At 37.2% G+C, this 19,603-nt stretch carries 23 protein-coding genes and 1 tRNA gene; 17 read left to right on the top strand and 7 right to left on the bottom strand.

The annotated features are described in order from the left end of the window. The first annotated feature begins 1 nt into the window (after position 1). From WMO38_RS13300 to WMO38_RS13275, 6 genes are read left to right on the top strand one after another with little or no spacing between them, the layout of a single operon-like run. Entirely contained in the window at positions 2-658 is a 657-nt protein-coding gene (locus WMO38_RS13300; protein ID WP_349163031.1) for an HAD family hydrolase, read from the top strand. Between the two features lie 34 nt (positions 659-692). Next, entirely contained in the window at positions 693-1,439 is a 747-nt protein-coding gene (gene larB / locus WMO38_RS13295) for a nickel pincer cofactor biosynthesis protein LarB (RefSeq protein WP_349163030.1), read from the top strand. A gap of 1 nt (position 1,440) precedes the next feature. Further along, positions 1,441-2,808 carry a nickel pincer cofactor biosynthesis protein LarC gene (larC, locus tag WMO38_RS13290; RefSeq protein ID WP_349163029.1) on the top strand — a complete coding sequence of 456 codons (1,368 nt, stop codon included), beginning with the start codon at positions 1,441-1,443 and terminating at the stop codon, positions 2,806-2,808. Next, a complete protein-coding gene (locus tag WMO38_RS13285) occupies positions 2,786-2,980 on the top strand; it encodes a DUF6472 family protein (protein WP_021865659.1) in 195 nt (64 codons plus the stop codon). Before larC ends, WMO38_RS13285 begins: the two co-directional genes overlap by 23 nt. A 26-nt stretch (positions 2,981-3,006) precedes the next feature. Continuing rightward, the gene (locus WMO38_RS13280; protein ID WP_021865658.1) at positions 3,007-3,960 is read left to right on the top strand and encodes an NYN domain-containing protein; all 954 of its coding nucleotides are present in this window, start codon (positions 3,007-3,009) and stop codon (positions 3,958-3,960) included. A gap of 34 nt (positions 3,961-3,994) precedes the next feature. After that, complete coding sequence (locus WMO38_RS13275; RefSeq protein ID WP_349163028.1) at positions 3,995-4,474, top strand: S-ribosylhomocysteine lyase; 480 nt, start codon at positions 3,995-3,997, stop codon at positions 4,472-4,474. Between the two features lie 104 nt (positions 4,475-4,578). Here WMO38_RS13275 and WMO38_RS13270 read toward each other — a convergent pair whose 3' ends face one another. The 3 genes from WMO38_RS13270 to fba form a co-directional block, all read right to left on the bottom strand. Further along, positions 4,579-6,690 carry a glutamine synthetase III family protein gene (locus tag WMO38_RS13270; protein WP_349163027.1) on the bottom strand — a complete coding sequence of 704 codons (2,112 nt, stop codon included), beginning with the start codon at positions 6,688-6,690 and terminating at the stop codon, positions 4,579-4,581. A gap of 268 nt (positions 6,691-6,958) precedes the next feature. Further along, on the bottom strand, positions 6,959-7,825 hold the full coding sequence (locus tag WMO38_RS13265) for a class B sortase (RefSeq protein ID WP_349163026.1): 867 nt from the start codon (positions 7,823-7,825) through the stop codon (positions 6,959-6,961). A 5-nt stretch (positions 7,826-7,830) separates the two neighbouring features. Next, a complete protein-coding gene (gene fba / locus WMO38_RS13260) occupies positions 7,831-8,694 on the bottom strand; it encodes a class II fructose-1,6-bisphosphate aldolase (protein ID WP_021865654.1) in 864 nt (287 codons plus the stop codon). Between the two features lie 201 nt (positions 8,695-8,895). Here fba and WMO38_RS13255 point away from each other — a divergent pair, with 201 nt between their 5' ends. From WMO38_RS13255 to WMO38_RS13245, 3 genes are all read left to right on the top strand, one after another. Continuing rightward, positions 8,896-9,210, top strand: a complete 315-nt coding sequence (locus tag WMO38_RS13255; RefSeq protein WP_021865653.1) for a hypothetical protein — start codon at positions 8,896-8,898, stop codon at positions 9,208-9,210. Positions 9,211-9,525: 315 nt separating this feature from the next. Beyond that, positions 9,526-10,608: a TFIIB-type zinc ribbon-containing protein gene (locus tag WMO38_RS13250; protein ID WP_021865652.1), complete on the top strand. Its 1,083-nt coding sequence runs from the start codon at positions 9,526-9,528 to the stop codon at positions 10,606-10,608. After that, entirely contained in the window at positions 10,605-11,396 is a 792-nt protein-coding gene (locus WMO38_RS13245; RefSeq protein ID WP_349163025.1) for a TPM domain-containing protein, read from the top strand. The genes WMO38_RS13250 and WMO38_RS13245 overlap by 4 nt, the downstream gene beginning before the upstream one ends. A 90-nt stretch (positions 11,397-11,486) precedes the next feature. On the opposite strand, the gene WMO38_RS13240 is transcribed toward WMO38_RS13245, so the two are convergent. Further along, positions 11,487-12,011, bottom strand: coding sequence for a peptidylprolyl isomerase (locus WMO38_RS13240; RefSeq protein WP_021865650.1), 525 nt, complete (start codon positions 12,009-12,011; stop codon positions 11,487-11,489). A gap of 142 nt (positions 12,012-12,153) precedes the next feature. Between WMO38_RS13240 and WMO38_RS13235 the strand changes: the two genes are divergently transcribed. After that, positions 12,154-12,978 carry a GNAT family N-acetyltransferase gene (locus WMO38_RS13235; RefSeq protein ID WP_349163024.1) on the top strand — a complete coding sequence of 275 codons (825 nt, stop codon included), beginning with the start codon at positions 12,154-12,156 and terminating at the stop codon, positions 12,976-12,978. A gap of 17 nt (positions 12,979-12,995) precedes the next feature. Here WMO38_RS13235 and WMO38_RS13230 read toward each other — a convergent pair whose 3' ends face one another. Continuing rightward, positions 12,996-13,694, bottom strand: coding sequence for a hypothetical protein (locus tag WMO38_RS13230; RefSeq protein WP_349163023.1), 699 nt, complete (start codon positions 13,692-13,694; stop codon positions 12,996-12,998). Positions 13,695-13,883: 189 nt separating this feature from the next. On the opposite strand from WMO38_RS13230, the gene WMO38_RS13225 reads away from it, so the two are divergent. Continuing rightward, positions 13,884-14,585: a YesL family protein gene (locus tag WMO38_RS13225; RefSeq protein ID WP_021865647.1), complete on the top strand. Its 702-nt coding sequence runs from the start codon at positions 13,884-13,886 to the stop codon at positions 14,583-14,585. Between the two features lie 213 nt (positions 14,586-14,798). On the opposite strand, the gene WMO38_RS13220 is transcribed toward WMO38_RS13225, so the two are convergent. Next, positions 14,799-15,137 carry a P-II family nitrogen regulator gene (locus tag WMO38_RS13220; protein WP_021865646.1) on the bottom strand — a complete coding sequence of 113 codons (339 nt, stop codon included), beginning with the start codon at positions 15,135-15,137 and terminating at the stop codon, positions 14,799-14,801. Between the two features lie 21 nt (positions 15,138-15,158). Further along, positions 15,159-15,734, bottom strand: coding sequence for a hypothetical protein (locus tag WMO38_RS13215; RefSeq protein ID WP_349163022.1), 576 nt, complete (start codon positions 15,732-15,734; stop codon positions 15,159-15,161). 213 nt (positions 15,735-15,947) lie between these two features. Between WMO38_RS13215 and WMO38_RS13210 the strand changes: the two genes are divergently transcribed. The 6 genes from WMO38_RS13210 (at position 15,948) to WMO38_RS13185 (ending at position 19,590) form a co-directional block, all read left to right on the top strand. Further along, positions 15,948-16,844, top strand: a complete 897-nt coding sequence (locus WMO38_RS13210) for a DUF2156 domain-containing protein (RefSeq protein ID WP_186835976.1) — start codon at positions 15,948-15,950, stop codon at positions 16,842-16,844. Between the two features lie 60 nt (positions 16,845-16,904). Then, on the top strand, positions 16,905-17,405 hold the full coding sequence (locus WMO38_RS13205; RefSeq protein ID WP_349163021.1) for a YkgJ family cysteine cluster protein: 501 nt from the start codon (positions 16,905-16,907) through the stop codon (positions 17,403-17,405). Between the two features lie 120 nt (positions 17,406-17,525). Next, positions 17,526-17,918, top strand: coding sequence for a hypothetical protein (locus tag WMO38_RS13200; protein ID WP_349163020.1), 393 nt, complete (start codon positions 17,526-17,528; stop codon positions 17,916-17,918). A gap of 118 nt (positions 17,919-18,036) precedes the next feature. Continuing rightward, a tRNA-Gln gene (locus tag WMO38_RS13195) sits at positions 18,037-18,109 on the top strand. Between the two features lie 98 nt (positions 18,110-18,207). Continuing rightward, a complete protein-coding gene (locus WMO38_RS13190) occupies positions 18,208-19,032 on the top strand; it encodes a CvfB family protein (RefSeq protein ID WP_349163019.1) in 825 nt (274 codons plus the stop codon). Positions 19,033-19,215: 183 nt separating this feature from the next. After that, complete coding sequence (locus WMO38_RS13185) at positions 19,216-19,590, top strand: RidA family protein (protein WP_021865640.1); 375 nt, start codon at positions 19,216-19,218, stop codon at positions 19,588-19,590. Positions 19,591-19,603: the final 13 nt, after the last annotated feature.

Raw genomic sequence — 19,603 nt, 5'->3', positions numbered from 1 at the left:
CATGAGCTATAAACTTGCGATATTTGATTTGGACGGAACGCTACTCAATACAATAAGAGATCTTGCAGATAGTGTGAATTATGCACTTGAAAAAAATGGTTTTCCCAAAAGAACGCTTGAAGAAGTAACAAAATTCGTAGGTAACGGAATACGGAAACTGGTTGTGCGTGCTGTTCCAAAAGGAACAGATGAGCACATGACAGATGTTGTGTTTGAAGATTTCAAGGAATATTATGGAAAACATTGTGCTGATAAGACAGAAAAATATCCGGGAATTGATTATGTACTGGATTCGCTTCACAAAGAAAGATGCAGGACAGCAGTTATATCAAACAAGGCTGATTATGCAGTAAAAATATTGTGTGATGATTTTTTCCCGGGTAAATTTGATGCTGTATATGGTGAGCGTGAAAGCATGGGAATCAAAAAAAAGCCTGACCCGCAGGCGGTTCTTGCTGTTCTTGACGAATTTAAAACAGACAGAAAAGATGCGGTTTATATCGGTGATTCCGAAGTTGATATTGCAACAGCAAAAAATGCAGGAGTTGACGGAATAATAGTTTCGTGGGGATTCCGTGAAAAGGAAATTCTGATTCAGAACGGAGCGGAATGTATAGTAGATACATCACAGGAACTTGTCGATAAAATACTTGGATGATACAAATATAATTATAATCACGGAGAGTGAAAATATGGATACAAGAACAATTTTGCGAAAAGTAAAAGATGGAAGTCTTTCTATAGAGGAGGCGGAACTTGCGTTTGGAAGACAGCCATATGAAGAGTTAGGATACGCCAAACTTGATGAAAACAGGAAAGTACGCCAGGGATTTCCAGAGGTTATATATTGCAGTAACAAACCTGATGATTATCTTGTATCTATTTATTGTAAAATGTTTGAAGAAAATGGCGAAGTATTTGGCACAAGAGCTTCAATACATCAGTATGAAATAGTAAAGAAGAAACTTTCACAGGTTCAGTATGATGAGGTTTCCAAAATATTAAAGATAGAAAAAACCGACAAAAAGCTGACTGGAAGAATTGCTGTGTGCAGTGCTGGAACAGCTGATATTCCGGTTGCAGAAGAAGCAGCACAGACAGCAGAATTTTTTGGAACATACGTTGACAGAATCTATGATGTAGGAGTAAGCGGTCTTCACAGACTGTTGTCAAAGATGGAAGTTATACAGAAAGCAAATTGTGTTGTTGCCGTTGCCGGAATGGAAGGAGCTTTGGCAAGCGTTCTTGGTGGTCTTGTAAAAAATCCGGTTATTGCTGTGCCTACGTCGGTCGGTTACGGTGCAAGCATGGGTGGTCTTTCGGCACTTCTTACAATGATTAATTCGTGTGCCAACGGTGTTACAGTTGTAAACATTGATAATGGATTTGGTGCCGGATATGTTGCAACACAGATTAACAGACTTGCGGGAGGAAAATAATTTGGCAAAAAAGAAAATATTATATTGGGAATGTAGTTCAGGAATCAGCGGGGATATGGCAGTTGCATCGCTTCTCGATGCCGGTGCAGACGAAAAAGTGCTGCTTGAAGTATTAAAAACAATTCCTGCACATGGGTTTGATATAAAAATAGGCAGAGTAAGCAAGTCAGGTCTTGACTGCTGTGATTTTAATGTTGTGCTTGATAAAGATCATGAAAATCATGACCACGATATGGAGTATCTTTTTGGACATGACCATACACATTTACAAGAAGATACACATCATCATGCCCATGAACATGTTCACGAGGATGGGCATACGCATGAACATCATAATGAACATCATCATGAGCATAGAAATTTATCTGATGTTATTGCTATAATAGATAAAACTCATATGACAGAAAATGCAAGAGCACTGGCTGTAAAGATATTTACAATTCTGGCACAGGCTGAAGCAAAAGCACATGGAACAGACATAAATCATGTCCATTTTCATGAGGTCGGGGCAATAGACTCGATTGCTGATATAATTGCGGTGTCAGTATGCCTTGATAATCTGGCAGTTGACGAGGTGTGCATACCATCGATGAATGAGGGCTGTGGAACTGTACGCTGCCAGCACGGAATACTTCCGGTACCGGTGCCGGCTGTTGCCAATATAATTGCAGAGTACGGAATTGCAGTTAATCAGATGGATATAAAAGGTGAATTTATAACACCGACAGGTGCGGCGGTTGCGGCTGCGGTAAGAACTACAGACAGGCTTCCGGATAAATATATAATCAAAAAAATCGGTATCGGTGCGGGGAAACGTACATACGAAAGACCAAGCATTTTGAGAGCGATGATTATAGAGACCGACGCAGAATCAGAGCGTGGCAAAGCCAATAACGGCTGTGAAGAGGCAGATTATATATATAAACTTGAGAGCAATATAGACGACTGCACAGGTGAAATATTGGGCTATGTCATGGACCGTCTTTATAATGCCGGTGCGAGGGAAGTTAATTACATGCCTGTTTTTATGAAGAAGAACAGACCAGGATGGCTTATTACGGTTATCTGCAAAGAGGAAAATATTAAAACTCTAGAAAATATAATATTTGCAGAGACAACAACTATAGGAATCCGCAGGCAGAAAATGGAGAGGACAATTTTAAAAAGAGAAATTTCCGAGATTGTCACACCGCTTGGAAATGCGGTTGTCAAGGTATGTGATTCCGGTGATTCAAAAGTATTTTATCCGGAATACGAAAGTGCGGCAGCTATTGCCAAAAAAAATAATGTGCCGCTTAAAGAAGTATATGATATTATAAAGAGAGAAATTAATTCAGGAGGACAATGTGGTAAAAAAGAAAAAGACTGAGACAAGCTGTGATTTTTGTAATAATCTTGTTTATGATGATGAAATTGAATCATATGTGTGTGACGTAAACATGGACGAGGACGATTATGCAAGATTTTTAAGTTCAAGCAGAACATATTGTCCGTATTATCAGAGCAATGACGAGTACAAGATTGTTCGTCATCAGATGTAAACGCAGACACGAAACGGAGAATTATTATGGAAGAGAAAAAATATGCAGTGCTAATTGACGGGGATAACATTTCGTCGAAATATCTGGACAGTATTTTGAATGAAATGACAAAATACGGTATTGCAACATATAAAAGAATATATTGTGATTTTACAAGCCAGCAGTCATCAAAATGGCGGAGACTTGTAAGGGATAGCGGAATTCAGGCAATGCAGCAGTTTGCTAATACTGTCGGCAAGAATGCTACTGATTCGACGCTGATAATTGATGCCATGGATATTCTGTATACAGGAAATGTAGATGGATTCTGTATTGTGTCAAGTGATGGGGATTTTACAAGACTTGCAATAAGACTGAAAGAGTCGGGAATGGATGTAATCGGAATGGGAGAGAGTAAAACTCCGAGATCATTCCGTGCGGCTTGTACGGTATTTACAGATTTGGAAATACTTTATGAGGCAGAGTCGGAAGATGATGAAATCAGTACAAAAGGCAAGAAGCCTGCAGTTAAGCATAATGTTGTAAAGGTTTCGGAGATTGAAAATGTAATTATTGAGATAATTAACGAAAATAACAACAAAGGCAGGAGAACAGGGCTTGGAGAAATTGGAAGCCGCATACAGAAAAAATATAATGACTTTGATGTCAGACAGTATGGTTACAGTTCACTTTCTACATTTATAGACGAAATTGACAGCTTTGTGTTGATAAAAGAAAACAATACTGTCCATGTGGCATTAAAAGAAGACAATGATGTCAAAGAAAAAGTAGTTCAGTTTGCAAAAGAGTATGTAAAAAAAGCCGGAAAAAACGGCATAGATTTAGGTGCTCTCGGACAGAAAATACATGGAAAATATCCTAACTTTAAGGTTAAAGAATACGGTTATTCTACACTTCAGAAGTTCATTTCGGGAATAAACATATTCAGGATAGAGTCCGATGAAGATAACAGAAAAGTAATATTTCTAAAGGAAAAGTAATAAATAAAACATTAAAGGAAAGAGGTTAAATATTATGAACAAAATAGCAAGTTTTACAGTTAATCATCTGAATCTGCTTCCGGGTGTATACGTTTCAAGACGTGATTACATCGGAAGTGAAGTTGTGACAACATTTGATTTACGTTTTACAAGACCAAATCTTGAGCCACCTATGGATAATCCGGGAATTCATTCAATAGAACATCTTGTTGCTACATTTTTAAGAAACCACCCTGTATGGAGTGAAAAGACAATATATTTTGGACCTATGGGCTGCCGTACAGGATTTTATGTAATATTTGCAGGGGAGCTTAACTCTGAAGATATTCTTGATGTATTGAGAGAAGCCGCTGATTTCGTGCTTTCTTATAAGGGTGAGATTCCAGGATATTCTCCGAGGGATTGTGGTAATTATCTTGATAATAACCTCAAACTTGCACAGATTTACATGGACAAGTTCAAGAGAGAAGTTCTTGATAATCCGACACCTGACAGACTTACTTATCCGGAATAATCAGTCAGAAAAAATAATTAATTATAAACAATACAAAAGGACTTCGCGGATTAACCTGCGAAGTCCTTTTTGGAAGACAAAAATTTATTTAACTCTGATGAGAATTAAACCTCGAATAATAAATCGCCATATGAAGGGAATGGCCAGAATTCCTTGTCAACAATCATTTCAAGCTCGTCAGCAGGAGCTCTCAATTCATCCATTGCAACCTTAACAACATCTCTGAAATATGTTGCCTGCTCTTTACCTTCAGTAATATCAGAAGCTTTTTCAGTAACTTCTGTAAGCTTTTTCAAAGCAGCCTTCATTTCTTTTAAGTATTTAGTAACTTCATCGAGAAGTTCTTTCTGTGTAGAACTGTCAACCCCAGCTTCGCTTACTGCGATAACTGAATTAGCGAGCTCTGTTGTATATGAAACAACAGCTGGGATGATGTGCTTGCTTGCAATATCAATCATAGATTTAGCTTCAATATTGATAGCCTTAGCGTAAGCTTCGTACTTGATTTCGGCTCTTGATCTTAATTCTGACTCTGTAAATACACCAAATGATTCAAAGAGCTTAATAGCCTTAGGTGCTGTAAGAGCTGGAACAGCATCAACCATGGATTTGATATTTGGAAGACCTCTTCTTTCGGCTTCTTCAACCCATTCATCAGAATAACCATTTCCGTTAAATACAATTCTGTGATGTTCTGTGAAGAGTTTCTTAATCATATCATGGCAAGCCATGTCAAAGTTGTCAGCCTTTTCAAGTTCATCAGCAATTTCCCTGAAGCTTTCTGCAACGATTGTATTTAATACAACATTTGCAGGAGCGATTGAATCAGAAGAACCAACCATACGGAATTCAAACTTGTTACCTGTGAAAGCGAATGGTGATGTTCTGTTTCTGTCTGTAGCATCTTTATTTAAATCAGGAAGTGTAGAAGCACCAGTCTTTAATTTGCCCTTCTGTATTGAGTTAGTAGCATCACCTTTGTCGATAAGCTGCATAACTACGTCCTCTAACTGCTCGCCAAGGAACATAGAAATGATTGCTGGAGGAGCTTCGTTAGCACCAAGTCTGTGATCGTTACCAACGTCAGAAGCGGATTCACGAAGAAGGTCTGCGTGAGTGTCAACTGCCTTCATTACGGCACCAAGTACAAGAAGGAACTGGATGTTTTCGTGAGGAGTTTTACCCGGGTCTAAGAGATTAATGCCATCATCTGTTGTGATTGACCAGTTGTTGTGCTTACCTGAACCGTTAACACCTGCGAATGGCTTCTCATGGAGAAGACATACAAGATTGTGGCGATAAGCAACTTTCTTTAATACTTCCATTGTAAGCTGGTTGTTATCTGTAGCTGTATTGCACTGTGCATAGATTGGAGCAAGCTCATGCTGTGCAGGAGCAACTTCGTTATGCTGTGTCTTTGCTGAAACACCCATTTTCCAGAGTTCCTTGTTGACATCCTTCATGAATGCACCGATTCTTTCACGGATAGCACCGAAGTAATGGTCATCAAGTTCCTGACCCTTAGGAGGCATAGCACCGAAAAGTGTACGTCCTGAGAAGATTAAGTCTTTTCTCTGTAAGTATTTATCTCTGTCTACAATGAAATATTCCTGTTCAGCACCAACAGAAGGAGTTACTTTCTTTGAAGTTGTATTGCCGAATAATTTTAAAATACGGAGAGACTGTTCGTTGATTGCATCCATTGAACGAAGAAGAGGTGTCTTCTGGTCAAGAGCTTCACCTGTATAAGAACAGAAAGCTGTAGGGATGCAAAGAGTAGCACCTGTTGCATCTTCACGTACAAATGCAGGTGAAGTGCAGTCCCATGCTGTATAACCTCTTGCTTCAAATGTTGCTCTTAATCCGCCTGAAGGGAATGAAGAAGCATCTGGCTCACCTTTAATAAGTTCCTTACCGGAGAACTCCATAAGAACTTTACCGTTTTCGTTAGGTGCAGAGATGAAAGAATCATGTTTTTCAGCAGTAGAGCCTGTGAGAGGCTGGAACCAATGTGTATAATGTGTGGCACCTTTCTCAATAGCCCAATCTTTCATTTCATTAGCAATAACATCTGCATCTGCGAGCTGTAATTCCTTCTCACCTTTCATTGCAAGTTTAAGATTCTTGTAAACGTTTTTTGGCAGACGTTCTTTCATAACTGTGTCGTTAAACACGTTTTCGCCGAAAATCTCAGCAACATTAATCTTTTCACTCATGTCTTTGTCTTCCTTCCTTTATATGTATTTATTATTTAGATAGTAGAACTAAAAAAGGCATTCCCATTTATATCAAGAAGTATATAAATTGGAACGCCTTTGTTCTGCTATTAAATTACGACAATTATCTGTCTTTAAATAAAATAACTCAAAAACATTTATTATGCAAGTGTTTTTTTGAAAATTATTTAAAAATTTAATTTTATAGAGTACAAAACCGCCAAATAGCAAGCTGGTACGGAATGAACCGTGTCAGAAATATGCTGTTCTACGGTATAACAGATTCACCGATATAACTGCCATGTATTATGAGACGTTTAGTAAGATTATCTGCACATGTTGAAAGTGTGATAATCTGAGTTGCTTCACTCACATCACCCGTTGTTTCATACATGGTCAGTTCCTTACGTTGCATTGCATATTGTCTCATGGATGCAATATCAGGGAAATTAAATGTAAATGTGTCGCTGACCGGGTCAGTAAGATACACACTGAAAATCTGATACTCTTTAATCTTATCCTGTGTATAAATGTAGAACTTGTCATTACCTTCTGTAGAATAAAAACCGGAATTGCGGTATTTATGCAGAGAAGAGAACATAGTTCCGCTGTATAATGTGTGACCATATATTATTACATGACTTGCTGTAATGCCGCCTTTTATACGATAGTCGATGAAAGGACAGCCGTTTTTATTAATGGAACCGTCAATTGTGGTTTCAAGATACTTTTCATTATCTGTTCCCTGGACAATCGGCAGACGTAAATTCACAGATGGTACATAAATATACCCCTGGGCGTCAGGATTGATTGCAAGGAGAGCTTCATGATTATATTTGAAAGGAATCTCAACTTCGCCCTCAGGCATCTCAACGGTTACCGGAGTTTTATCGTCAAGAACCTCTGACTGGACATCTTTATAAATATCAGAACCTTTCTTATACTCGAGCAGTATCTTTATGAGCATACCAGCTGATACACAAAAGACAATTATACATATAATGAGAATTATACGTCGTATTACAGATCCTTTCTTTTTTGATTTTTCCTGCTTGTCAAATGCAATGTCAGCTTCATCTTCTTCGTATTCTGTATCATTAATGATGTAGTCATCATCAGAGTGCTTTGAATCCATTATAATCAGGCCTTTCCGGCTGAACCGAAAAGAGTAATCTTTTCACGTACAGTCTGTTTTATTGCTTCAGTACCAGGAGCTAAAAGTTTTCTAGGGTCAAATCCCTTGCCTTCAAGGTCTTTTCCTTCTTCAATGTACTTTCTTGTAGCAGCAGCAAATGCAAGCTGACATTCTGTATTAACATTAATCTTGGCAACACCGAGAGAAATTGCTTTTTTAATCATATCCTCAGGGATACCTGTACCACCGTGAAGAACTAATGGCATATTGCCGACTTTTGCTTTGACAGCTTCAAGAGTTTCAAAGCTTAAACCTTTCCAGTTAGCTGGATATTTGCCGTGGATATTGCCAATTCCGGCTGCAAGCATATTGACACCGAGGTCAGCAATTGCTTTGCACTCATCAGGATCTGCACACTCTCCGGCACCGATAACACCGTCTTCTTCGCCGCCGATAGCACCAACTTCGGCTTCAAGTGACATGCCAAGAGCCTTAGTAATGGCAACGAGTTCTTTTGTCTTTTCAACATTTTCTGCAATTGGATAATGTGAGCCGTCAAACATTATAGAAGAAAATCCGGCTTTGATACACTTGTAGCATCCTTCGTATGTTCCGTGGTCAAGGTGAAGAGCAACAGGAACCGTTATCTCCATAGAATCTGTAAGAGCTTTAACCATATCGGCAACGACTTTGAAGCCGCCCATATACTTTCCGGCACCTTCAGAAACGCCGAGGATAACAGGTGCATTCATCTCCTGTGCAGTAAGAAGAATAGACTTAGCCCACTCAAGATTGTTAATGTTGAAGTGACCTACTGCATATTTGCCCTCACGGGCCTTGTTCAACATATCTGTAGCATTAACTAACATAAGATATACCTCCCGAATAAAATATTTTAACTATCAACATAGAAATATTATACATTATATTCAGACAAATTAAAAGCTAAATTTTGTTGTTAGAAACATTCATATATTGTATAATGTGAACAGAATTTGTAGCGGTTATATTACAGATTTCGTATGATATATATAGAGGTGGCAGAAAAATCAAAAAAGGAGGCAATTTATATGACAATATTATCTACGCTCGCAGCAAATGCTGCAATGTTTGCATGTGAGATTAACTTTAATGATGCTGAAGCACATGCAGGAACATCGTTTGTACCATTTTTGGGATTTATGGTATTTCTTATAGGTCTGGTATTCTGTTTTATCGGAATAGTTAAGATTAATGATGCAAAAAAGCAGTGGTATCTTTTCTACGATAACCGTGATAAAGATGACAGAAAACAGCCTAAGTATGCAAAAGAGAAAAAAACAGGCATTATATTTGTTGTTATTGGAGTTGTATGTATGATAGCTTCATTTATTATTATGCGTTAAGAGCTGAAATGTGGAAATCAGGCATAAGCCGTTAATGTTTCATGTAATGCAAGTGAATTTTCAGGTAAAAAAACACTGCCCGTTTTTGTCGGGCAGTGAAAAGAGGGAGGAGAGCTGTTCTCTATAAATTAACAACTCGATTTATGAAAAAATTCTTGTAAACATTTTAATGTTGAGTTATCTGTTCAACTCATTTTTAATTCTCTTTTAGTATATGTTGGAAAAGTGAAGAAAAAATGTTCATAATGTAAATTTAAATTGAATGATATATGAATAAATTATGAACACAAATATTAATTATGGGGAGGAATTATAATGCCTACAACTTACAAATGCCCATCCTGTGGGGCGGCAATGGAATTTGACAGCGATACACAAAAGATGAAGTGTCCGCAGTGTCAGAGGATTATGGATGTCAGTGAATTTGACATGGATGCAGCTGACGGCAATTATGATGAAAATACTGGATTTGCCGGAGAAGGATATGAAAAGGAATCATATGATGGGGAAGCTACGGGTGGAACAATGAATATGAAAACATATCATTGCACAAGCTGTGGAGCTGAACTCCTTGCTGATGAATACACATCGGCAGTGATATGTTCATTCTGCGGTAATCCATCACTTGTGGAGGACAGACTTACAGGAGCATATAAACCAAAGAGAATTATTCCTTTTAAAATTAACCGTGATGCTGCTGTTGATGCGTATAAAAAATGGGTGCACAAAGGACCGCTTACACCGGCAGCATTAAAGAGCCAGTCAACAATAGAAAAAATATCAGGTCTGTATGTACCATTTTGGCTTTATGATTACAAGGCTGAAGACAGAATGATTGCAGATGCCGAAAAAATAAGAACAATAAGGCGTGGAAATACAGAGTATACATATCATGACCATTTTTATGTATACAGGGATGTTGAGGCTGATTTCAAAAAGATTCCGGCAGATGCTTCTGAAAAGATGGAAGATGGAGCAATGGATAAGATGGAGCCGTATAATTATGCTGAGTTAAAAGATTTTGAGCCGGCATATCTTTCCGGTTATCTGTCCGAAAGATATAATTTTATGCATCAGCAGATGGAAGAACGCGTTAATAGGAGAGTTGATAAGTACATAACAGAGCTTACAAGAGATACAATTGCCGGGTATAGCAGTGTCAATGTGAGACATAATGATATAAGGAGAAATAATTATAATGCAGAATATGCCCTTCTGCCTGTGTGGGTTCTTAACTGCCGTTATCACGGAAAAGACTTCCAGTTCATGTTAAACGGACAGACAGGGAAAATAGTTGCAGACCGCCCGATAAGCAAAGGTAAGGCATTTGCATGGGGAGTAGGAACATTCGTTGTTTCACTTGCTGTTATGATGTTGGGAGGTATGTTTATATTATGATGAATGTAAGGTTTAACAAAATTAAGAATATTTTTCTGGCAGCACTGGCAGTTCTTATGCTGTTTTTAAGTTTTCCACAGGTATTATATGCAAAAGATCCGGATTCATCAAAGATATATGTTACAGATGAAGCAGAAATACTGTCAGATACAAAGGAGTCAAAGCTTCAGAAAAAATGCAAATCAGTGTCAAAAAACTGTAAGACAGATGTTGCAGTGCTTACTATATCAAAAGGACTTGATTATACAGACCTTGATAATTATGTAAGAACTTTTGCAAAAGAAAAAGGATATGCATATGATTCTTCATCATCAGAAGCTGACTACATCGTCTATGTGATAGATATGAAGTCAAGAGCTGTGAGAGTTGTAACATCAGGAAAAGCAAAATCTGATATTTCACAGTCTGATCTTCAGAGTATAATAGATAAGACAACATCGACACTTTCAGATGGAAATTATTACAAGGCATGCGTAAAATATACAGATATTACCCAGAAGCTGCTTTCAACAAGCAAAACATATAAGCTTTACTTATATATGCCAATAAAGCTTGGCATTGCGGCAGTAATAGCAATTGTTGTTGTTCTTGTAATGATGTTTAATGCAAAGGCTAAGATGACAGTTGACGGAAATACATATGCAAAGAATGGCATTCATGTATACAGGCGTGAAGACAGATTTATTAATACAACAGTGACAACAAGGACTATAGAGACAAATAATTCATCAGGAGGAAGCTCCGGCGGAGGCGGCGGTAACTCAGGAAGTGCCGGCGGGCATTTTTAAATCGTGATTATAAAGAAAAAAGGTCTGTTCCCATCTGTGCAGGCACAGGTGGAAGCAGACCTTTTAATGAATTAAAAGAATGATACAGTATTATAAAGTTTCCGGTTCATCGTAATCAACATCGAAAGTTTCAACAGTTACAGTCTTCATAACCTGTGGCTGTAATGGACGGTCATTCCAGTCTGTATCGCATGTTGCGATTTTATCAAGAACGTCTTCGCCCTCTGTGAGTTTGCCGAATGCTGCATAATCACCATCAAGATGAGGTGCATTTGCATGCATGATAAAGAACTGTGAACCTGCTGAGTCAGGAACCATTGTACGTGCCATAGAAAGAACACCCTTAGTGTGTAAAAGGTCATTCTTGAATCCGTTGTGTGAGAATTCACCTTTGATGCTGTATCCGGGACCACCCATTCCTGTTCCTTCCGGGTCACCGCCCTGAATCATAAAACCTGGAATGATACGGTGGAATACTACGCCGTCATAAAATCCCTTGTTGATAAGGCTTATAAAATTGTTTACTGTATTAGGTGCGATTTCAGGATAAAGTTCAGCCTTCATAACGTCACCATTTTCCATTGTAATTGTAACTATTGGATTTTGATTTGCCATGATTATGTCCTTTCAAAAAATAAAATTCTTAAATATATTTATACAGTAAATTTATGTGAGTGGTCAAGCAAATCTTTTATATTTATGATATATATAAATAATAAGGCATGAAAACTTGTGAAGAAAGGTTATAAAATTAAAAATGTTAAGAAATATATATGTATATATAAAATATATTACAATTGGCAATGACGAACTTAATATAATTAAACAAAATCTTGATAAAGAAGTTAATCTTTTCATTCCTGATGATATTGAAGAAATTGATTTTGAAGATTCACTTGTTATTACGGATGTGCCTGAAAATGAATTTAAGATGCAGGCTGAGGCGTGTGGAAAAGACAGCTGTGAGGTAAAGGCTGCAGGGTTTAATACAAAGCCGGGAGAGGGTTATTCTTATGTATGCCAAACACTTGATATGGGGATTTCTTATTACAGGCTTGTATATGCACGCCTTACAGGTGAACCATTTGTTGTAGCAGAGACAAAAAATTTATTAATAAGGGAGATGACGACAAAAGATCTGCCGGAATTGTATGCTGTATACAGCACACTTGAAGACTGCCAGTACATTGAACAGCTTTATGATTATGATAAAGAACTTGAATTTACAAAAAATTACATAAAAAATATGTATGGATTTTTCGAGTATGGTCTGTGGCTTGTATTTGAAAAAAAATCTGGAGAACTTATAGGAAGAGCTGGCATTGAAAACAGGGAAATAGACGGTGTTACATGTTGCGAGATAGGTTATCTGATAAGAAGAGATATGCAGCATAAAGGGTATGCATATGAAGCGTGTCAGGCAATTCTTGAATATGCATCAGATGAGCTTGGGATACAGGAAATGTTTGCTGTGATAGACAAAACAAACGAGCCGTCACGAAAGCTGGCACGAAAACTTGGCTTTGAACTTTATGCACAGACAGACGGCGGCCCGGATTTATATAAATTTGTATTTGGATAAATTGCATTTGCAAAAAATTATAAATCAAAAGCATAACGGATAAACGCAATAGCATTTTCAGGATTTTTGGCAGATACAACAACTCCGTAGCAAGGTGATTTGAGTGTGAGGTCGGTATCAGTCTTTACCTTCGTATTTGTGAGGTCAACAGCGATAGGAATACGGGTTTTATCAGCTGTTGTATAGTAAATGATGTTTTTCTCACCGATTTTTGCAAGCTCATCATCAGTAAGAATTTCAGTTAAATCATATAAAAATGTCTCGGCATCAGTTGAAAAATAATCGATATAGTCACGATTTGCCATGTAACCATCAATAGAGCCGACAGATGCAAGAATATAAATTTTGTTCTGGCTTATGTTAGCTTCCTGGTCGAGAGGCTTTATTGTTAAAGAATAGTGGCAGTCGAGTTCAACACGTTCTTTTTTTCCGTCAAGACCAATATATCTGGTGAAATTTTTTGTTATATCGTCAGAATATGTATCATATCCTGTAATCTTACCGTCAACAACTACAATATTGCATTTTATATCATAATTATTCTGCACAAAAGAGTAGATGGTATATCCGGCAGCGGCAATTATAATAACAGCCGCAAGCATGTAATATTTATAATAGCCGAAAATGTAACGGATTTTATCGGAAAAAGATAATTCCTTAAAAGATGTCTGCTGTTCTTTCGGCATTTTTTTCTTTGATTTTTTGTTCTGAGCCATAAATACCTCCTTGATTTGTGTGTCGTTAAACATACAGAGTTTAACATAATCAGAGACGAAAAAACATACTTTTATAAATATTTAATAAAAACAGGGGATTATTTAATTAAAAATTCTTTGCTTTTTATGGTTTTTACAGTATAATCTTATTTTGACAGCAACTAAGTACACTGAAAGGAAAACAGACATATGTTTAGTATAGAAGGAAAGTTTTTTAAGGCACTCACTAAAGCGGGAGATTTTCTGATACTTGGCTTTTTGGGCTTTGTATTCAGTATTCCGGTTATAACAATGGGGGCTTCGATTACTGCAATGTTTTATGTTGGCATGAAACTTGTAAGAGATGAAGAAGGATACGTATTTAAAGGATTTATTAAGTCGTTTAAGCAGAATTTCAAACAGGGATTTCTGATAGAATTGATAATTGGCGTAGTTGCAGCATTGCTTATAGCAGATATAAGAATATGCTATATGTGGGCAAAAGCAGATGGCGGAGTTCCGATAAGACTTCTTATGTTTGCGGCAATAGGACTGCTTCTTGTTTTATCAGCAGTTGCACTATATGCATTTCCAATGCTTTCAAAGTTTGAAAATACAGTAATAGGAATACTTAAAAATGCACTTCTGCTCTGTATGCATCATCTGCCACAGACACTTATAATGCTTTTTATAACATATGGTCTTATAGTATTTTCAATCAATTACTTTACGGCATTTATAGTGACAATACCTCTGATTCTTTATATAGACAGCTATGTCCTGTCAAGAATTTTTCTTATTTATGTTAAGAAGAGCCAGGAGGAAAATGCAGTAAAACAGGCACTTGAAGATATAGAAAACGGACATCAGCAGGAATCATCAGAGAGTTCAGAAAGTGATGAAGAAAAATAAATACCGGCAGTCAGTTGTTTTACATAAATTAAAAACCGGCATGATTAAACCTTATTTCAGGCTTAATCATGCCGGTTTATTTACGCGTGTAACGAGCCAAAGTCCGTGCTTGCACGAGACCTTGGCGACTGCCGCGATAACTTGAGAAACTCGCAGAGCGTGTTTCTCATAGTTTTTGCCTGGATTTTGTCATATAGAACGATAGGTCAGACTTTAAAGTGCATCAACTCCGCGTTCGCCGGTTCTTATTCTTACGGCATCGGCTACATCATAGATAAAAATTTTGCCGTCGCCATATGTGCCGGTATTGATTTTATCAATTACAAGATTAATGATTTCCTCGGAAATTTCGTCACTTACAATAGTCTCAACTTTTACTTTTGGAAGCAGATTGCCACCAAAATCAATTCCATTATATTCACGTTTGTGGCCTCTTTGTATTCCATATCCCATGATATTGGTAATCATAAGACCATGTGCATCACATTCATTGAGAATAGCTTTTAAATCGTCAAGTCTTTCAGGGCGGATGATTATTTCTAATTTTTTCATATCAAAATCCTTTCAGTTAGATTATTTTTCTGTATCCATATGTTTTGTTGGAAGCCCTTCCATGTAGAGCTGGCTGCATGAAGTAAAAACAGATGAACAGTAGTAAATAGAAAATATTACACATACAATCTGAACAAGTGTAGATACAAGTGCGATTCCTGACATAAGTGCGATGAAATTACCGAAAATAAGAATGCCATATAATGCCCATACTAATCTGAGAGAACGTGTGAGAGCTGATTTATCCTGAAATTTAGCTTCAAGGATAAGTCCTTCAGTAAAATAGTATGTCAGATAAATGTTAAATATTGTTGCGACACCGGATACAACCTTTAAAGCATTGTCGCCTCCCGTGATAACCATAAGGAAATTAATTACCTGTCCCAGAATTATAAAAATGATGCTTACAACAGATAAGATACGAAATTTTTTGAATACGACATTGCGGCCGCCCAATGGAAATGCACCGGCTGTAATAAGCACAGCTGCAAGTATGTCGTTAAAAATATCAATGTAAACAGAACCGATTTTTACGTTGAATTGAAGAGTCAGCAGTAAAAAGCCTGCCAGAATAAAAGATATATTTTTTTTGTTCATAATATTGTTAAAATCCTCCATTTCTTTACCATGCAATATGCAAAAACACTAAAATTATTTTAGAGGATATAGATACTGCGGTCAACTTAAAAATAGATTACTTTATAAAAATTTCATTATAGTAATACATTGTACTTGAAACATCAGTGTGTTACAATATCGCCGTTAATTAATACAGGCGATGAACAAAAAATAAGAAAATGAGGATTATTTATGCTTGAATGGTCTATACCGGAGGCGGAAGATGAAGACTGGATAAACAGCTGTATTGCTGTGTCAGGCACAATGGCAAGTGACGCTTCATTTGCCAATATCTATCTGCTTCGCAATAAATATAGTACAAAGATAAGCCGTTATAAAGATTTTATAATAAGAAAGTATTCTGGAAAAGGTGCAAGATGTGGTTATACATTTCCGCTTGGAAAAGGTGATGTCGCAAAGGCACTTGCCGAGATAGAAAAGGATGCAAAAGAGTGTGGTGAACGCCTGCAGTTTGCATTTGTCACAGAAGAACAAAAAGAAGTTCTTGAAAATGCCATGCCGGCACGTTTCTGCTACAGCAGTGATGCCGGGGACAGTGATTATATATATCTGAGAAGCGAACTGGCTTCGCTTTCGGGAAAAGCATTCCATAAGAAGAAAAACCATTTTTCAAAATTTGTAAGGACGTATCCTGATTATAAATACTATGAGATTGGTGCATGTAATATTTATGATGCACAGAAAGTTGCGGATGCGTGGTATTACGAGCATCTGCAGGATGAGGATGCATCACAGCTGGCTGAGTACAAGGCTATAAAGGAAGCTTTGGAAAACTTTGAAGAACTCGGGCTTATAGGCGGAATAATATATGTTAATGACAGCCCTTGTGCCATGACTATTGCGTCAAAAATAAATGAAAATACTGTTGATGTCCATTTTGAAAAAGCGGTTGGTGAGTATGCATTAAATGGCGGATATGCAGCCATCAATAAGCTTTTTTCCGAAAAACTTGACGGCGTGACATGGCTTAACAGGGAGGAAGATATAGGAATTGAGGGATTGCGTAAGGCAAAGCTGTCTTACAGGCCTAAAATAATGCTGAAAAAATACAGTGCAGTTGAAAAATAAAGCTTTTAAACGGAGTAAAATTGTTAAGATAATCCGTACACAAGCGGAAGGGAGAATATTATGTTATCAAAAGTTCTAGAAAAATCGACATGTGCAAAATGTAAGTTCTGCTGTTCATTCAGAAGATGCAGTCTGTGGGAGACACCGCTTTTCCCGGAAAATACAGTTGAAAAACTTGAAAGACATGGCAGTTATCAGTTTGATATGAATGATGACAATGGCAAATATGGAAGGATGCATCTTCAGGACTCATATAATACAGATGATGAAAATGAGGAAGCACCATGCTTTTTCCTTGACCCGGACAAAGGATGTACGTTGTCATACGAAGATAAGCCATTTGACTGTAAAATATGGCCTTTAAGAATAATGAAAAAAGACGATGAGTATGTAATTGCACTTACGCCTACATGTCCGTCAATCGGAAAAGAACCGTCAGATGAGCTGCAAAAGCTCGTTGATGATGGACTTGGTGATGTTATTTATGATTATGCCAAAACACATCCATTTATAATAAAAGACTATAAAGAGGGCTTTCCTGTACTTATGGTACGAAAGTAATACTTTTATTTGAAAAATGTAGAAAAAAGTCTTAATATGAGGTTAAAGTTTTTTTATATAATCCGATATATAAAGTGATTACAGATGACTATGGCATAATTGGGAAAGGAGATGCATACTATGGCAATATATGGAATAAATCAGCATGGTTCTCAGATGTATATAAACAGTATTGATGGCAGCGATAAACTGAATGTTGTGAAAGAAAACGGCAGTATAGATTCTGGAAGCAATGGAATTTCAGATAACAGCAATAGTATGCCGGGGGATTTTGCTGATAATCATAACAGCAGAAACAATGCACCTAAGTTTTCTGACCCTGAGAAACTGTTTAATATAAAAAAGAATAATGGTTTTGACTTTACAGAAAAATCTGTTAAGTTTAATCAGGATGATATAGACAAAGCTATAGATGATATGAAAAAGGAAGTTGTCCTTGAGCAATATACATATTTCGTTGAGCCGGCAAATCTTGGTACAGATGCGGATGGTACGGTAAGGCTTAAAGGCTGATATTTTCGGGCGTTGTACTTATTGCATTTAGTGTTGTAAAAAAAATTTAAAAAAATTTCAAAAAAACACTTGCATTTTGTAAAAACATCAGATATAATACCATATGTCGTCACGATATTGGGCTTTCGCCAAATGGTAAGGCACTGGATTCTGATTCCAGCATTCTGGGGGTTCGAGTCCCTCAAGCCCAGCTTACCCTCGCATATATGCGAGGGCTTTTTTTATGCTGACAGCGAGCCGAAATCCGTGCTTGTATGACACCCGTTTATTTAAGAAATGGAGAGATTATATGATAGAATTAGGAAAGACACAATGTCTTAATGTAGTTAAAAAAGTTGATTTTGGCGTTTATCTTGGAACTGAGGAAGATAAGGTGCTTCTTCCAAAGAAAATGGTTCCTGAAGATATAGAAGCCGGGGATGCACTTACTGTTTTTGTATACAGGGATTCAAGTGACAGACTTATTGCCACGACAAAGACTCCTAAGGTGCAGCTTGGCCAGCTCGCGGTTCTTAAAGTTTCGCAGGTCAGCAAAATAGGAGCTTTTCTTGACTGGGGTCTTGAGAAAGATTTATTTATGCCGTTTAAGGAACAGACAAAACATGTCCAGGAGGGCGATGAATGTCTTGTGGCATTATATATAGATAAGAGCAGCAGACTTGCCGCAACAATGAGAGTATATGATTATCTTACAAATGCACAGAGCTATGTGAAGGATAGTGCTGTAAGCGGTACAGTTATTGAGATAAACCCTGATTATGGTGTTTATGTTGCCATAGATAACAAATATTTCGGAATGATTCCTAAAAATGAAGTGTTCGGAAAAATTAACATAGGTGACATAATATACGGAAGAGTTTCAAAGGTAAGAGAAGACGGGAAACTTACAATAAGCCTTAAACAGAAAGCATATATCCAGATGGATGAAGATTCTTCTATTATATATGAAGCAATTAAAAATAATGGCGGAAGTCTTCCGTTTACAGACAAAGCATCACCTGAAATAATAAAAGAACATTTCCAGATGAGTAAAAATGCTTTTAAGCGTGCGGTGGGCAGACTTCTTAAAGAAGGAAAAATTGTTATAAATGAGACTTCAATTAATATGAAATAAATGGTATAATGCATTTTAGCAATTCGCAAAACAAGGAGGCTAAATCCTCTCCTCACCAGAGGGTTCGGATTTACGCGAGTAATGAGCCAAAGTTTAAGCTTGCTTAAAACCTTGGCGAATACCGCGATAACAAGAAAAACTTCATGTTTTTCTTGTTTTGCGAAGAAAAACAAGGAGGATTTTATGCAGAAAGTTATCAGTACAGATAAGGCACCGGCAGCAATCGGACCTTATTCACAGGCAATTGAAGTTAATGGTATGGTTTATACATCAGGCGTTATTCCTGTAGACCCTGCAACAGGCAATATTGCAGAAGGTGTTGAAGCACAGGCAGAGCAGGCTTTTAAGAACCTTTGTAATCTTGTTGAAGAATCAGGTTCAAAGGTTGAGAATATCATTAAGACAACAGTATTTATTAAAGAAATGAATGATTTCGGAACTATCAATGAGATTTATAAAAAATATTTCAAAGAACCATTCCCGGCTCGTTCATGTGTTGAAGTTGCACGACTCCCAAAGGATGTTCTTTTAGAGGTAGAGGCTATAGCATTTAAGTAAAATGCAAAAAAGT

This window comes from Lachnospira hominis (ex Hitch et al. 2025), from assembly GCF_040096395.1.
GTDB lineage: Bacteria > Bacillota > Clostridia > Lachnospirales > Lachnospiraceae > Lachnospira > Lachnospira hominis.
This window is presented reverse-complemented; position numbering and strand designations above follow the sequence as displayed.

Bases quoted from the DNA above. Each gene is read 5' to 3' on its own strand.
- WMO38_RS13300 (WP_349163031.1), top strand. From the start codon at position 2: ATGAGCTATAAACTTGCGATATTTGATTTGGACGGAACGCTACTCAAT.
- larB (WP_349163030.1), top strand. From the start codon at position 693: ATGGATACAAGAACAATTTTGCGAAAAGTAAAAGATGGAAGTCTTTCT.
- WMO38_RS13280 (WP_021865658.1), top strand. From the start codon at position 3,007: ATGGAAGAGAAAAAATATGCAGTGCTAATTGACGGGGATAACATTTCG.
- WMO38_RS13275 (WP_349163028.1), top strand. From the start codon at position 3,995: ATGAACAAAATAGCAAGTTTTACAGTTAATCATCTGAATCTGCTTCCG.
- WMO38_RS13270 (WP_349163027.1), bottom strand. From the start codon at position 6,690: ATGAGTGAAAAGATTAATGTTGCTGAGATTTTCGGCGAAAACGTGTTT.
- WMO38_RS13265 (WP_349163026.1), bottom strand. From the start codon at position 7,825: ATGGATTCAAAGCACTCTGATGATGACTACATCATTAATGATACAGAA.
- fba (WP_021865654.1), bottom strand. From the start codon at position 8,694: ATGTTAGTTAATGCTACAGATATGTTGAACAAGGCCCGTGAGGGCAAA.
- WMO38_RS13255 (WP_021865653.1), top strand. From the start codon at position 8,896: ATGACAATATTATCTACGCTCGCAGCAAATGCTGCAATGTTTGCATGT.
- WMO38_RS13250 (WP_021865652.1), top strand. From the start codon at position 9,526: ATGCCTACAACTTACAAATGCCCATCCTGTGGGGCGGCAATGGAATTT.
- WMO38_RS13245 (WP_349163025.1), top strand. From the start codon at position 10,605: ATGATGAATGTAAGGTTTAACAAAATTAAGAATATTTTTCTGGCAGCA.
- WMO38_RS13240 (WP_021865650.1), bottom strand. From the start codon at position 12,011: ATGGCAAATCAAAATCCAATAGTTACAATTACAATGGAAAATGGTGAC.
- WMO38_RS13235 (WP_349163024.1), top strand. From the start codon at position 12,154: ATGTTAAGAAATATATATGTATATATAAAATATATTACAATTGGCAAT.
- WMO38_RS13230 (WP_349163023.1), bottom strand. From the start codon at position 13,694: ATGGCTCAGAACAAAAAATCAAAGAAAAAAATGCCGAAAGAACAGCAG.
- WMO38_RS13225 (WP_021865647.1), top strand. From the start codon at position 13,884: ATGTTTAGTATAGAAGGAAAGTTTTTTAAGGCACTCACTAAAGCGGGA.
- WMO38_RS13220 (WP_021865646.1), bottom strand. From the start codon at position 15,137: ATGAAAAAATTAGAAATAATCATCCGCCCTGAAAGACTTGACGATTTA.
- WMO38_RS13215 (WP_349163022.1), bottom strand. From the start codon at position 15,734: ATGAACAAAAAAAATATATCTTTTATTCTGGCAGGCTTTTTACTGCTG.
- WMO38_RS13210 (WP_186835976.1), top strand. From the start codon at position 15,948: ATGCTTGAATGGTCTATACCGGAGGCGGAAGATGAAGACTGGATAAAC.
- WMO38_RS13205 (WP_349163021.1), top strand. From the start codon at position 16,905: ATGTTATCAAAAGTTCTAGAAAAATCGACATGTGCAAAATGTAAGTTC.
- WMO38_RS13200 (WP_349163020.1), top strand. From the start codon at position 17,526: ATGGCAATATATGGAATAAATCAGCATGGTTCTCAGATGTATATAAAC.
- WMO38_RS13190 (WP_349163019.1), top strand. From the start codon at position 18,208: ATGATAGAATTAGGAAAGACACAATGTCTTAATGTAGTTAAAAAAGTT.
- WMO38_RS13185 (WP_021865640.1), top strand. From the start codon at position 19,216: ATGCAGAAAGTTATCAGTACAGATAAGGCACCGGCAGCAATCGGACCT.